Raw genomic sequence first — 14,562 nt, 5'->3', positions numbered from 1 at the left:
ACCACACGCTGGCGCTGTTACGTTAGAAATCAAGTCCTAACTCATCTAGCAGCTCATCATCTTTCTTACTAAAGACTGATTTTTTATTTTGTTCCTCTTTATGTGCTGCTTCGCGTGCCATCTCTTGTCTATCCATAATTCTAAAGAATGGGTAGTAACAGCAGAATGAAGCGACGATCTGCACTATCTGAACAAACGGTGTCTTCCAGTCAAAGCTAGTTAAGTAACCTTCAAAGAACAGTGGTAGATACGGTGGATCAAAAAACGGTTTGGCTAAGAAGCCATATTTCATCAATACCAGTGGGAAGATACCAATCAACGAACCACCTAATACGAACGGAATAAACAAAATAGGGTTCAAGATGATAGGGGCACCAAACAGCACAGGTTCGTTAATGCCAAACAAACTTGGCACTAAAGAGACCTGCCCAACCTTACGGTAGCGTTGAGTTTTGGCGATCAACATCGCAATCACCAGACCTAAAGTAACACCGGAACCAGTAAAGTTAACGAATGCTGAGAACGTACCGCCAGTGACAAAGTGAGTAAGTTCGATACCTGCTGTTTTCGCTGCGATGTTTTCAGATAAGTATTGAACAAAGATCGGCGATAGAATCGGACTTAATACTGCAGAGTGAATACCGAAGAACCAGAACAATAGGCGCAGTAAGATCACAAACCACACGACCCATAGGTTATCTAGACTACCGACCACAGGAGCAAGTACTTGCATCAGGATTTCAGGTAATAATAAGCCCCCCGTCCATTGTGCAATAAAGTAACGTGCAGAAATAAACAACACAGCGATAAAGGCAGTTGGTGTAATCAATTCAAATGAACTGGAAACAAAATCTGGTACCCCTTCAGGCATCCTGATCACCAGTTTCTTTTCAGTAAAGAAGCGATAGATTTCCACACTGATGATCGCAATAAATATCGCTGTAAATAGACCTTTTGAGTCGAAGAAGCTGACATCTAGAGAACCATCAGGGTGGACAGATGTCGTCATAATCAAATAAGCAAAAAGAGATAAAGCCACTGCACCAACTGTGTATATTTTATAGCCTTCGCTTAAAAAATAAGAAATAGCTATCACAGTATAAATTGCAATAAAACCAAGTGAAAACTTAATTAAAACATCGATAAGATAGGTGTTATGAATAAACCACTCTTGTACGGCAGCAGAATCAGAAAATACATTCTTTAGAGCTTTCAATGGATAAGCCATTGAACCTAAAAGTAAGATTGGTGTTAATACAACCATACCTTTTTTTACAGCACTTAAGTGAGCTTGTTTATCAATTTTCTCAGCAATCGGTAATAACACTTTACTGAGCAATTTTTCAAACGAGGCAAATAGGCTCATATGCGTAACCTTTATTCATTATTGTAAGTACCACCTGCGTATATACGCAGGTGATAGGGATAGGAGAAAAGCTTAGTCAGCCAAGGTCACTTGGTGCTTTTTATGTGCAAGTAAGGCTTGTTTGAGTACAGTGGCCCCATCCATTGCGCCGTAAATTTCCGCTGAAAGTAGAACAGAAGGTTTATTATTTTCTAAAGCAGACTCTTCAATATTTTTATATTTGTGACTTAATTGAGGCCCTACCAAAATAACATCAAAGTTATTAATTTTTTCTGGTAGTCGATCTACTGAAATCGCTTCAAGGTTAAAGTCCTCAATATTAAGCTTCTGACTACCATTGATAGTTTTCTTTATTTCTTCCATCATCATGGTTGTTGAAAAACCACCAGCACACACTAATAAAATATTCATCATACAGTCCTTTATTTATTATTCGGGTACAGGTCAATTTATAAACATTTACTTACATTCGTCAATGAAACTTGATTTCACTGACATTGTGAAATCAAGTTTCATCGATTTTTTATTCGCTTCTGATAAGGTGTAATCATCAAATAAAAACTTAGGAATACCCCATGAGCAACTCTCAAGAAATGAACGAAGAATTCGAAAAAGTCATAATCTCTATCGTTAGTTATTCTGGCGAAGCGAAGGGTTATGCTTATGAAGCTTTAATGCTATCAGAAGAAGGAAAGTTTGAAGAAGCAGCCGCGATGATGGAGCAGTGTAATATGAGCGTACGAAAAGCTCATGAGGTACAAACGGATCTGATTCGCCAAGAAATCGGTGGTAAAAAAATAGTTGTCAGCATGATCATGGTACACGCTCAAGATCACTTAATGACAACACTATCTGAGCGTGAGCTAATCCGTAAAATGATCGAGCAAAACCGTCGTATGTACAAATTAGAACAAGCATTGCTAAACCGCTAATCCCCCCCGCTCCTACAGCAATGCCGACGTGGTGAATAAACACCACGTCCCCCCTATCATTTAGAACCTCGCAACGAGTTTTGATGATAAAAGTCGCCAGAGATGGCCAATAGGCTACCCTCAACTCTAAGTCTAAGTCATTTAATATTCCCAGCCTAACCGATACATGTGGCTATTGCTATGCCCCTCCATACATCAACCATTTTAAGGCTCTGTATGGGTTGCTCACAAGTAAAGCAAAACGTGGCGTAGAAGGATTACTTAAGGCAACCTATTTACCAGATTACACCTTAAAGTTGATACCCGAGAATTATCCAACTAAGGTCTAATAATACAAAATTGACAGATTTGTCAAAATGATCATTACAATCACGAGAATCGATTAGTCTTATAATATCAGCCAAAACGATACTCGTTAAAATCCGAGAATGAGACGCTCTTTTCTGGCCTGTTTGCTCTAGAGATAAAAGCCTCAATTACAACAAAAGGATATTTGTATGAGCCTTACAATTCGCAGCCGCCTTTATATTTTGGCACTGGTTCCGCTACTGGTTATTGCTCTGGGTATGCTTAGCTTTACCTATATGAAAACTACCGATTTGAATGAGCAACAGATCGACATTACCCACACCAACATGATGAACATGAAGAAGGAAGAACTCAAAAACTATCTTCAAATGGCGAAATCGGCAATTCAACCTTTTCTTGATAAAGGAGCAACACTCGAAGAAGCTTACCCTACACTGAAAGTTCTTGAATATGGTACATCTGGTTATGTCTTCGGTTATGACTCTAAAGGGGTACGCCGAGTCCAAGGCCAAAGTGAAAAAGGGGTCGGTGAGAACTTTTGGAACTTGCAAGACAAGCATGGTAACTATCTGATTCAAGATCTGATTCGTAATGCTAAAACTGGCGAGTTCACCACCTACTATTTCCCTAAACCGGGTGAAACAAAAGCTCTTCCGAAACTTAGCTATTCAATTTATATCCCAGAGTGGGATTTAATGCTTGGTACGGGTTTCTACACCGACGATATTGATGCCATTATCGCTGAAATGGAAAACGCGACTACCAGCGCGCTGCAAACCACCCTTTCAGCAATCATCGTTTTCTGTTTGATCATCGCGGCAATCGTCGCTGTGTTTGCAGTCGCAGTAAACCGCACCATTATGAAGCCGCTTGAATTGTTCGATGACTCTATCAGTTCATTCGCCAGCGGTGATGCGGATTTAACAGCTCGAATGGAAGACTTCAAAGCACCTGAATTCTCACGATTAAGCAAAAACTTCAATGCCTTCGTTGCTAGCTTGCAAGACATCATCCGAAGTGTGACAGACGTAGGCCAACAGGTGGTGGAAGAAACCAATAACATGTCATCACGCGCTAGCAAGGTTGATGACCTAGCCTCAGGCCAACGCGAGGAAACCGAGCAAGTCGCGACAGCAATGACCGAGATGACCACTACAGCAAGTGAAATCTCAAATAACGCTAGCCAAGCGGCCAACTCTGCCAAGGAAGCCGACGACAACGCGAAGGAAGCACAAAACATTGTCAATTCATCGGTTCAGTCTGTGGAAGCGTTGGCGGAAGAGGTTTCCAAAGCGAATGGCGTGATTTCTCGCCTGGAAGGTGACGTGCAAAACATCTCCTCTTCACTGGCCGTGATACAAGACATCGCCGAGCAAACTAATCTACTGGCACTCAATGCTGCGATTGAGGCAGCCCGTGCGGGTGAACAAGGCCGAGGCTTCGCCGTGGTTGCCGATGAAGTCCGTAAACTTGCGAGTCGAACTCAAGACAGCACAGGGGAAATTCACCAGATGATTGAACAGCTCAAGGCGGCGTCAGATGATGCGGTAAAAGCAATGGAATCGAGTCAAAAACGTGGTGCAAGCACCGTTGAAGAAGCAAAAGCTGCCGCGCAAGCACTGATTCAGATCCAAGAATCGATCGGTACGATTATGGATATGAACTCTCTGATCGCTACCGCAACCGAAGAACAAAGCTTAGTCGGACAGGAGATCTCGCAACGCATTGTGGTGATTTCCGACCAAAGCTATCAGTCCGCAGAGCTTGCTAATGAAAACCGTACTGGTAGCCAAGCCCTCAACGGGCGCGCCAATGAGTTGTACGAACTGGTTGATCGCTTCACGGTATAACCTTTTACACATGACTAAGCCGCCAACCACTGGCGGCTTTCTTATTTTTAGAACCTGAAATGTTATCGTTTTGTTTCATCTAATTTCCAACGGGGTGTGCGTACAAAGTCGCAAAAGACGCTCGGTGCTAGCCACATGTATACAAAGTAAAGTATGATTGTTTTATTAGGGAAATAAATGGTTTGAGAGTGAACGCAGCCTATGGCAAATCTAAAAAATTCTGTGGCTAAAAACGTAAAAACTAAAGTCGCCGGTCAAACACAAGATGACGTTGTCTACTGCCATATCTTCGATGCAATTCTTGAACAACGTCTACCACCAGCTACAAAGCTCAATGAAGAAGCCCTAGCTGAAATATTCAATGTCAGCCGTACGATTATTCGACGTGCACTACTGCGTCTTTCGATGGAGCAGGTCGTGAGTATTCGCCCTAATCGAGGCGCTATGGTCGCAGCTCCCACTAAAGAAGATGCTAAGCAAATTATTAAAGCACGTGAAGTAATGGAGCTTGCTATCACCGAGCTTGCTGTGGAGCATGCAACGCCCGCTAAAATTGAAGAATGCCGTCGCTTGGTAGAGAAAGAGAATCAAGCGTTCGACAATGACGACTATGGTAAAGGACTGCGACTGTCCGGTGAGTTCCACATTAAACTCGCCGAGATGGCCAACAACGCTCCGCTACTTGCATTCCAGCGTAGCCTAGTATCTCAAACATCGCTTTTGATTGCTCAGTACGAAACCGGAAATCATGCCAACTGTTCTCTCGATGAGCACTCAAATCTACTCGATGCAATTGAGTTAGGAGAGACAACACGCGCTGTCGATATGATGCAAGAACATCTTGACCACATTCGCTCTAAGTTAAACCTAGACAGTAACGCAGCCTCTAACGACCTACATGTCGTATTTTCAGATGTGCTCAATAGCCGATAGCCATTAGCATTTCACAAAATTCCAAGCCCGGCACTCTGCTGGGTTTTTTTCTTTCTCACACCAAAATTGTACACAAAATAAAATACAATATTAAAATTCTTTACGTAGAGATTTTTAATTAAAAGATTATTAAAAAATCAATAAATACAACAAGTTAATAGTATTATCAACTAATCCCAATCTCTAAATCACCTTTTTTCATGTTGCATTTTTGTAAATTTAAAGTTGACCTTGCGGTCAAAATAACCAATTATTGACCACAAGGTCAGAAAAAATTACGAAACAAAAGTGTCAATACACAAGGAGGTCTCTTGATTACTTTCCTACTCAATCAAGAACTCAGACAAGAAAGTGAGCTGTCGCCAAATATGACGGTCCTTCAATACCTGAGAACAGAAGTACAAAAAACAGGTACCAAAGAAGGCTGTGGTTCAGGTGACTGTGGTGCCTGTACAGTCGTACTAGGTGAAGTAATCAACGGTCAGCTTCAATACCGTTCAGTCAACTCTTGTTTGACGTTCGTCTCAAGCCTACACGGTAAGCAATTGATTACTGTGGAAGATCTTCAAAACAAAAACAAACTGCATCCGACTCAACAAGCCATGGTCGACTTCCACGGCTCACAATGTGGTTACTGTACGCCGGGCTTCATTATGTCGATGTTCGCCCTAAGCAAGAACAAACCAGCCGCCAATAAAGAAGACGTAATGGAATCCCTAGCAGGTAACTTATGTCGTTGTACGGGTTACCGCCCGATTGTGGATGCAGCATTATCTCTGGCCTCTGACGAGCCATTAATGGATCAATTCGTTGAGCTTGAAAAAACCACAATCGCAAGACTACAAACCCTACAAGAACAGCCAGCAAGCCTAAGCCATGGCAATTTAACCGCGTACCTTCCTCGTAGCGTTAATGAGCTGGCTGATCTGTATTCTTCACACCCCAATGCCAAACTGGTGGCAGGCGGTACAGATTTAGCCCTTGAGGTGACTCAGTTCCACCGTGAAATCGAAACTCTGATTAACGTCACTCAAGTTGAAGATATGAAAGTGTGTGAAGAGAGTGAAGACGCGCTGCACATTGGTGCCAACGTAGCGATCAGTGACGCCTACAAGTTACTGACGCATCACTACGCTGATTTTGGTGAATTGCTGCACCGCTTTGCCTCTCTGCAGGTACGTAACCAAGGCACGCTTGGCGGCAACATTGGTAACGCTTCGCCAATCGGTGATGCGCCTCCACTTCTGATCGCACTCAACGCGCAAGTAAAACTGCGTCGTGGTAAGCAATCACGCGTTGTGCCAATCGAAGACTACTTCATTAGCTACAAAGTCACTGCTCAGCAAGAGAGTGAGTTTATCGAGCAAGTAATCATCCCGAAACCGAAGACAAATGAGACGTTCCGCGCTTACAAACTCTCTAAGCGCCTAGATGATGATATTTCAGCGGTTTGTGGCGCATTCAATATCCAAATTGAAGACAACAAAGTGATTAGCGCTCGTATCGCCTTTGGCGGTATGGCAGCAACCCCCAAACGTGCAACACGCTGTGAAAACGCCTTGTTGGGCAAAGAGTGGACTCAGGCAAATGTCGACGAAGCGATGCAAGAGATTCACAACGACTTTGAACCACTGTCCGATTTCCGCGCCAGCAAAGAGTATCGCTCAATGACAGCGGCCAATATGCTACGTCGTTTCTACATCGAGCAGAACCATCACAACAACCAGATTGAAACAAGGGTAACGTCTTATGTCTAACGCACACCACCCGACTCTCTCTCATGATGAGATGGTCGCCATCGTAAAGCAGGATCTTAAAACTGGCGTTGGTAAAAGCGTAAAACATGACAGCGCCCCAAAACAGGTAACCGGTGAAGCGGTCTACATCGATGACCGTTTAGAGTTCCCGAATCAGCTTCATGTGTATGCGCGTTTAAGTACCCAAGCGCACGCAAAAATTACCAAGCTTGATGTCTCGCCATGTTATGAATTTGAAGGCGTAGCCATTGCGATCACCCACGAAGACATCCCAGGTCAACTGGATATCGGTGCAGTTTTCCCTGGGGACCCGCTACTGGCTGATGGCCTAGTTCAATACTACGGCCAACCGATCATCGCCGTTGCTGCTAACGATATGGAAACAGCACGTAAAGCGGCTCAAGCGGCTATCGTGGAATATGAAGCGCTGCCTCCTGTTCTTGATGTCAAAGAAGCACTGGAAAAAGAGCTGTTCGTAACAGAAAGCCACCAGCAAAAACGTGGTGACTCTGCAACCGCCATTGCCAACGCAAAACACGTGATTGAGGGCGATATTGATATCGGCGGTCAAGAGCACTTCTACCTTGAAACCCAAGTGAGCAGCGTGATGCCAACCGAAGATGGCGGCATGATCGTTTACACTTCAACGCAGAACCCGACTGAAGTACAAAAACTGGTTGCCGAAGTACTTGGTGTACCGATGCACAAAGTGGTGATCGATATGCGCCGTATGGGTGGTGGCTTTGGTGGTAAAGAAACCCAAGCCGCAGCACCTGCGTGTATGGCAGCTGTGATCGCTCACCTAACTAAACGACCGACCAAGATGCGCCTACCACGCGCAGAAGACATGACCATGACGGGTAAACGCCACCCATTCTACAACCAATACAAAATTGGTTTTGATGATGATGGTGTGATTCAAGGCTCTGAGATCATCGTGTCAGGTAACTGTGGTTACTCACCAGATCTATCAAGCTCGATTGTTGACCGTGCGATGTTCCATTCAGACAACGCCTACTACCTAGGTGATGCAACAGTCACGGGGCACCGTTGCAAGACCAACACGGCATCGAATACCGCTTACCGTGGTTTTGGTGGCCCACAAGGCATGATGACCATCGAGCACATCATGGACGAGATCGCGCTATATCTAGGCAAAGATCCACTCGAAGTACGTAAAGCGAATTACTACGGTGGTGAAGGGCGTAATGTCACTCACTACTACCAAACGGTTGAAGATAACTTCTTACCAGAGATCACCGAACAACTTGAGCAAAGCAGTGACTACCATGCGCGTCGTAAAGCCATTGCGGAGTTCAACAAGCAAAGCCCTATCTTGAAAAAAGGCTTAGCGATTACTCCGGTGAAATTTGGTATTTCATTCACGGCGACTTTCCTAAACCAAGCAGGTGCTCTAGTACACATCTACACCGATGGCAGTATTCATTTGAATCACGGTGGTACGGAAATGGGGCAAGGTTTGAATATCAAAGTGGCACAAATCGTTGCACAGGAGTTCCAAGTTGATGTTGAACGTATCCAAATCACCGCTACCAATACCGACAAAGTACCGAACACATCGCCAACTGCGGCCTCATCGGGCGCCGACCTCAATGGTAAAGCAGCCCAAAATGCCGCTCTGACGATCAAACAACGTCTGATTGATTTTGCTTCTAGTCACTTCAAAGTATCACCAGAAGAAGTGGTGTTCAAAAACGGCATGATCGTCATCCGTGATGAGATCATGACCTTTGAATCCTTTGTTCAACTGGCGTACTTCAACCAGGTTTCGCTGTCGAGCACTGGCTTCTACCGTACACCGAAGATCTACTATGATCATGAAAAAGCACGTGGCCGTCCGTTCTACTACTACGCCTACGGTGCCTCTTGTTCAGAAGTTATCGTTGATACGTTAACAGGTGAGTACAAAATCCTTCGTGCAGATATCCTTCACGATGTAGGCGCATCGCTTAACCCAGCGATCGATATTGGTCAGATTGAAGGCGGCTTCTTGCAAGGTGTCGGCTGGCTAACCACCGAAGAGCTGGTCTGGAACGAGCAGGGTCGCTTGATGACCAACGGCCCTGCAAGTTACAAGATCCCTGCAATTGCGGATATGCCGATTGAGTTCCATACCCAACTTCTGGAAAACCGAGCTAACCCAGAAGATACGGTATTCAACTCGAAAGCTGTCGGTGAACCGCCATTCATGTTGGGTATGTCAGTGTGGAGCGCTCTAAGAGACGCGATCGCTTCTGTTGCCGTAGATGGTGCCATTCCAAAACTGGATACACCTGCGACACCAGAGCGTGTTCTGATGGCAATTTCTAAAGTAACTCAGCCTCAGAAGACCTCACAGCAAAGCACTCAGGAAGCATAACAAAGGGCTTAACCGTTCAAGGAGAGACGTATGTTTAAGGACAATTGGATTCATGAACTGGCGCAACTAGAAAAAAACAGCGAACCGTGTGTGATGGTAACGGTATTGGAAGACCGTGGCTCTGTGCCAAGGGATGCCGGGACTAAAATGCTGGTAACCCGTGACCGACTGATTGCTACCATTGGTGGTGGTCATCTCGAGCATGTTGCGACCAAAATGGCGCGTGAAATGCTAATTGCGGGTGAACGTTCACTAAAAGTAGAACGCTTTAATCTTGGTGCTCGTTTGGGGCAGTGTTGTGGCGGAATGGCAACACTGAGCTTTGAACCGATTGGCACCGCGCAAAAGCATCTGGTTGTGTTCGGTGCAGGTCATGTTGCCAAAGCCCTTTTGCATATCGTCTCCACCCTTCCTTTCCGAGTGACTTGGATTGATCAACGCGATGACGTTTTCCCTGATGATCTGCCACGTAATGTGACTAAGTTAGTGACCGACGATCCGGTGGGCGATGTTCGAGACCTGCCGCCAAACAGTTACTTCTTGGTAATGACCCACAACCACCAGCTCGACTTTGACCTTGCTAAAGCCATTATTGACCGTGATGACAGCGTCTACTTCGGCATGATTGGCTCACTGACCAAACGTAAGAAGTTCGATATGCGTTTAGCGCAGCGTGGTTACACCGATGAACAAATCGACACCATGATTTGCCCGATTGGTGTCAGCATGGTGAATGGAAAACACCCAGCAGAGATAGCGGTCTCGGTTGCAGGTGAACTTATCGCACACTATCAGGGCATTCCTCTTGAACAAAAACGCCCTACGGCACACAGTAAAAGTAATCAACAGAGCGATTCCGAATTGGAAGAGAAAATCGCCTAACTCGATTGCAAGGTAATCGGGTTTTAAAAGGAAGTAACAATGACAACGCAACGTAACGCTTATCGTGCAGCCATTTTGCACAGCATCGCTGACCCAAAAGATGTCGGACTAGACCACTCTTATCAATTTTTTGATGACGGTATTATCGTTGTCGAAGATGGCCATATTGTTGATATCGGTGAGACAGAAGAAGTTTTGGCTCGCCAACCTAAAGATATCAGTATTACCGAATACGAAGATAAACTGATCACCTCAGGCTTTATCGATACCCATATTCACTACCCTCAAACCGGAATGATCGCCTCTTACGGTGAGCAGTTGCTTGATTGGCTAGAAAACTATACCTTCCCAGAAGAGCGCCGTTTTAAGAACCCAGTCTACGCCCACAAAGTGGCTAAGCTGTTCTTTGACGAGCTAGCCAGTAACGGCACCACCACCGCACTGGTATTTGGCACCGTACACAAAGAGTCGGTCGATGTGTTTTTCGAAGAAGCGCAAAAACGTAAACTGCGCATGATCGCGGGTAAGGTATTAATGGATCGCAACGCCCCTGATTACCTAACAGACACACCAGAGTCTGGCTATGAAGCATCAAAAGAACTCATCGAGAAGTGGCACAATACCGATCGACTCTTGTACGCCGTAACACCGCGTTTCGCACCAACCAGCACCCCAGAGCAGCTCGCTACTGTTGGAAAACTGCTTGAAGAGTATCCTGATGTCTACATGCACACCCACCTTTCTGAAAATAAGAAAGAGATTGAATGGGTACTCGAACTATTCCCAGAGCGGGACTCTTATCTAGATGTGTATGACCATTACGGTTTGCTGCACAAGCGCTCTGTGTTTGCTCACGGCATTCATCTATCAGATTGTGAATGTAAGCGCTTAGCCGATACTGAGTCTGCTATCGCCTTCTGCCCAACTTCGAACCTATTCTTAGGCTCTGGTCTATTTAAGCTACCAAAACTTGAAGAACACGGCGTAAGAGTCGGCATGGGTACCGATGTCGGTGCAGGTACTAGTTTCTCGATTCTGCAAACCATGAGTGAAGCGTACAAAATTATGCAGCTTCAGCAACAGAAACTCCACCCGCTCAAATCGCTGTTCCTAGCAACCTTAGGTGGCGCACGCTCACTCCACCTAGAAGATAAGATTGGTAACTTAGAAGTAGGTAAGGAAGCCGATTTCGTCGTGCTTGATTTGCATGCAACCCAATTGATGCGCTTTAGAATGAAACAAGCGTCCACGCTTGAAGAAAAGCTGTTTGTATTAATGAGCTTAGGTGATGACCGCACAGTATGTGAGACCTTCATTTACGGTGAAAAGGCTTACGCAGCACAAGGAAACATCGACGTAAAAAAGTTCGCTAGTTAAACCAATACAATAGGGTAATTTAACCCAGCGCTCTCAACTTATTGTTAAGCGCTCTCCTCATGGGGAGCGTTTTTTTACTCATGTCGATGGCAATATTTGCTCAGCATTTCTTTCATCCACTCAAGCTGAAACGGTTTCGATAGGACATCTTCAAACCCTGCCTCAAGATAAGAAGCGACGTCGCTTTCAAATGTGTTGGCGGTTAAAGCAATAATGACCGAATTGGGGGCGAGTCGTTGAGCTTTAATATGTTTGAGCGTTTCCATGCCATCCATAACAGGCATTTGAATATCCATAAAGATCACGTCAAACTCACTTTCTTTTAGACGCTCGAGACATTCCTGGCCATTGTTAACCATCTCTACTTCCACTTTCAAAAGCGACAACATTTTCTCGACTACAAACTGATTCACTTGCATATCTTCAACAACCAGTGCTCGTAATGGAGAGTCTGCCGCTGTAGGCATTAGCGCCCGCTCACTTTATCCGTATAGTATCATGCCAGTTCCTTGTGTCATAAGCGCCATCACCTGATATCTCAATGATTTTACGACGTGTCTGCTTGAGTAAGTTGGGGAGCATTTCGGCATCGGTTACGTTAGATAAGCTCAGCTCTGCTGCGATTATTTCGTGAGTACTTGTATCTACTGCGATGTGCAACTTACGCCAGACTCTGCGCTTCCTCATCAATCCAAAAGGTCAGAAAACCACGGTTGATTAAGGCTTTATGTACTGCTTCCAGTTAGTTGTTTTGTAACGAGGCTTAGGCATGAGGCTACAACGATTGGTGGGCGATCGTAACTTTCTGATTTAGTTCCAACGAATTACGCAACAAAGCCACTTACTTGCAGTGCGTCGTAAATATTTTATGCATATTTTTTGAAATGTGAAGTTGATCAATTTGTGAATTAACAAAAGAGGGGTTGATAGTTTTAAATAATTACTTTCATTATTTTAATATAACTGTGAGCTGTGTTAGATAAATGTAAGCACGAAGTGAAAGTTTAGCGAAATAAAATGGTAATAATGAAAGGTTTCTAACGAAAAATAGTCACATTGAAAGATGTGACAAACAATCATGTTTTCTTTAAGGACGTAAAATAATCTTGATGTCAGCATATTTAATCAATCCATCGATATGCTTACATGGAGTACAAAATGAACAAGTCCAAAATTGTTATGTCCATCGGGTTAGGGTTACTAACTAGTGGCAATGTATTAGCAGAAAGCCAAGGGCAGCCCAATATCATTCTATTTTTGGTCGATGATATGGGGTGGACAGATACCTCAGTACAGTTTGCGCCAGAGCGAGTCCCTGCTAACGATTTTTATCGCACGCCAGCAATGGAAAAAATTGCTAAAAATGGTGTGAAATTTACCCAAGCATATTCGCATGCAGTATGTAGCCCAAGCCGTATCTCATTGATGACAGGTCAAAATCCAGTGCGTCACCATAGCTCTAACTGGATCATGCTGCCAAACAGTGACGCACAAAATGGCCCTTGGGGACCAAACACCTCACCACGCAATTGGGATACAATTGGCATTGAGAAAGGCGATGTCACTCTAGCTAAGCAACTTCAAGATGCTGGCTACTACACCATGCATATTGGTAAAGCACACTTTGGAGCACTCAATACCACCGGCGCAGACCCACTCAACCTCGGGTTTGACGTCAACGTGGCTGGTCATGCTGCTGGTGCGCCAGCATCCTATCAAGGTGAGAGAAACTTTGGCAATGACCTACCAGTCAAAGATGGTTACCCACAAGGCGTACCTGGGCTTAGCGAATATCACGGTAAGAAAGTCCACCTAACGGACGTTCTAACTGAAAAAGCCCATGGTGAAATTGAAAAAGCCCTCGCTCAAGATAAACCTTTCTTCCTCAATATGGCTTACTACGCGGTACATACGCCAATCGAAGAGCACCATCGCTTTATCGATAACTACCGTGGAAAACAGTACAAAAACACCGATATTGCAGTGCCAGATATCGAAGCGCGTTATGCTTCTTTAGTGGAAGGTATGGATGACAGTGTGGGCAACATTCTCGCATTCCTAGAAGAGAAAGGGGTCGCTGACAACACCATTGTTGTTTTCACTTCAGATAACGGTGGCTTATCAGGGCATTCGCGTCAAACTTCCCCACGTGGTACTGAATTAAACACGCACTACTACCCACTTAAAGCGGGTAAAGGTTCAGCTTACGATGGTGGTTCGCGCGTTCCATATCTAGTATCTTGGGCACAACCAAACCTAAATAACCCGCTACAAAAAGCACTTCCAATAGAGTCTGGTACAGTGTCTGAATCACCAATCATCATTGAAGACTTGTTCCCAACTCTGCTCAGCGCAGCGAAGGCGAAGCCTGTTCTTCCTGAGGGCTACGTGATTGATGGCGTCGACACCACAGAGCTATGGTCAAATCCAGACAAAACCCTTGAACGCTCTCTTGTGATGCACTACCCACATATTTGGGGGCCACACGGTCCAGGTTATGAACCACATACTTCGCTACGTAAAGGTGATTACAAGGTGATCTACTTCTACAACAGCAAAACGTGGGAAATGTACAACACAGCCAAGGATATCGGTGAACGCTTCAATCTTGCTCAATCTGAACCGAAGAAATTGGCCGAGATGGCAGCAACACTTGAGCAAGAGCTAAAAGCAAAACATGTTCAATGGCCAGTCAATCGCATTACTGGTAAAGACGAACCACTTTACACACCTGCTGAACTAGCGAAACTTTAATCTGTCTCCCCCCCTCAGTCTA

The 14,562-nt window shown here is 44.7% G+C and carries 11 protein-coding genes and 1 pseudogene; 8 read left to right on the top strand and 4 right to left on the bottom strand.

Annotation, left to right across the window (positions count from 1 at the left end; genetic code table 11):
* Positions 1-22: 22 nt before the first annotated feature.
* Together ACU01J_RS05615 and ACU01J_RS05610 are read right to left on the bottom strand one after the other, a co-directional pair.
* Positions 23-1,366: a PTS sugar transporter subunit IIC gene (locus ACU01J_RS05615; RefSeq protein ID WP_481084772.1), complete on the bottom strand. Its 1,344-nt coding sequence runs from the start codon at positions 1,364-1,366 to the stop codon at positions 23-25.
* Between the two features lie 72 nt (positions 1,367-1,438).
* On the bottom strand, positions 1,439-1,777 hold the full coding sequence (locus ACU01J_RS05610; protein ID WP_481084771.1) for a PTS sugar transporter subunit IIB: 339 nt from the start codon (positions 1,775-1,777) through the stop codon (positions 1,439-1,441).
* Positions 1,778-1,941: 164 nt separating this feature from the next.
* On the opposite strand from ACU01J_RS05610, the gene ACU01J_RS05605 reads away from it, so the two are divergent.
* The 7 genes from ACU01J_RS05605 (at position 1,942) to guaD (ending at position 11,786) form a co-directional block, all read left to right on the top strand.
* Positions 1,942-2,298, top strand: a complete 357-nt coding sequence (locus tag ACU01J_RS05605; protein WP_481084770.1) for a PTS lactose/cellobiose transporter subunit IIA — start codon at positions 1,942-1,944, stop codon at positions 2,296-2,298.
* A 497-nt stretch (positions 2,299-2,795) separates the two neighbouring features.
* On the top strand, positions 2,796-4,457 hold the full coding sequence (locus ACU01J_RS05600; RefSeq protein ID WP_481084769.1) for a methyl-accepting chemotaxis protein: 1,662 nt from the start codon (positions 2,796-2,798) through the stop codon (positions 4,455-4,457).
* 201 nt (positions 4,458-4,658) lie between these two features.
* Positions 4,659-5,390 (top strand): GntR family transcriptional regulator, encoded by a 732-nt coding sequence (locus ACU01J_RS05595; protein ID WP_481084768.1) that lies wholly within the window; start codon positions 4,659-4,661, stop codon positions 5,388-5,390.
* A 311-nt stretch (positions 5,391-5,701) separates the two neighbouring features.
* Positions 5,702-7,147: a xanthine dehydrogenase small subunit gene (gene xdhA, locus ACU01J_RS05590; protein ID WP_481084767.1), complete on the top strand. Its 1,446-nt coding sequence runs from the start codon at positions 5,702-5,704 to the stop codon at positions 7,145-7,147.
* Entirely contained in the window at positions 7,140-9,527 is a 2,388-nt protein-coding gene (gene xdhB, locus ACU01J_RS05585; RefSeq protein ID WP_481084766.1) for a xanthine dehydrogenase molybdopterin binding subunit, read from the top strand. The genes xdhA and xdhB overlap by 8 nt, the downstream gene beginning before the upstream one ends.
* 30 nt (positions 9,528-9,557) lie before the next feature.
* Complete coding sequence (gene xdhC / locus ACU01J_RS05580) at positions 9,558-10,409, top strand: xanthine dehydrogenase accessory protein XdhC (protein WP_481084765.1); 852 nt, start codon at positions 9,558-9,560, stop codon at positions 10,407-10,409.
* A gap of 39 nt (positions 10,410-10,448) precedes the next feature.
* A complete protein-coding gene (guaD, locus tag ACU01J_RS05575) occupies positions 10,449-11,786 on the top strand; it encodes a guanine deaminase (protein ID WP_481084764.1) in 1,338 nt (445 codons plus the stop codon).
* Between the two features lie 74 nt (positions 11,787-11,860).
* Here the strand turns inward: guaD and ACU01J_RS05570 are convergent, their stop codons facing one another.
* Together ACU01J_RS05570 and ACU01J_RS05565 are read right to left on the bottom strand one after the other, a co-directional pair.
* Complete coding sequence (locus ACU01J_RS05570; RefSeq protein WP_481084763.1) at positions 11,861-12,253, bottom strand: response regulator; 393 nt, start codon at positions 12,251-12,253, stop codon at positions 11,861-11,863.
* A 13-nt stretch (positions 12,254-12,266) separates the two neighbouring features.
* Positions 12,267-12,467: pseudogene (locus ACU01J_RS05565) on the bottom strand (transposase); the annotation flags it as partial.
* 477 nt (positions 12,468-12,944) lie between these two features.
* Here ACU01J_RS05565 and ACU01J_RS05560 point away from each other — a divergent pair.
* Positions 12,945-14,540: a sulfatase gene (locus tag ACU01J_RS05560; RefSeq protein ID WP_481084762.1), complete on the top strand. Its 1,596-nt coding sequence runs from the start codon at positions 12,945-12,947 to the stop codon at positions 14,538-14,540.
* The last annotated feature ends 22 nt before the right edge of the window (positions 14,541-14,562 follow it).

The sequence above is a fragment of the Vibrio sp. 2433-A1 genome (assembly GCF_056726085.1).
This window is presented reverse-complemented; position numbering and strand designations above follow the sequence as displayed.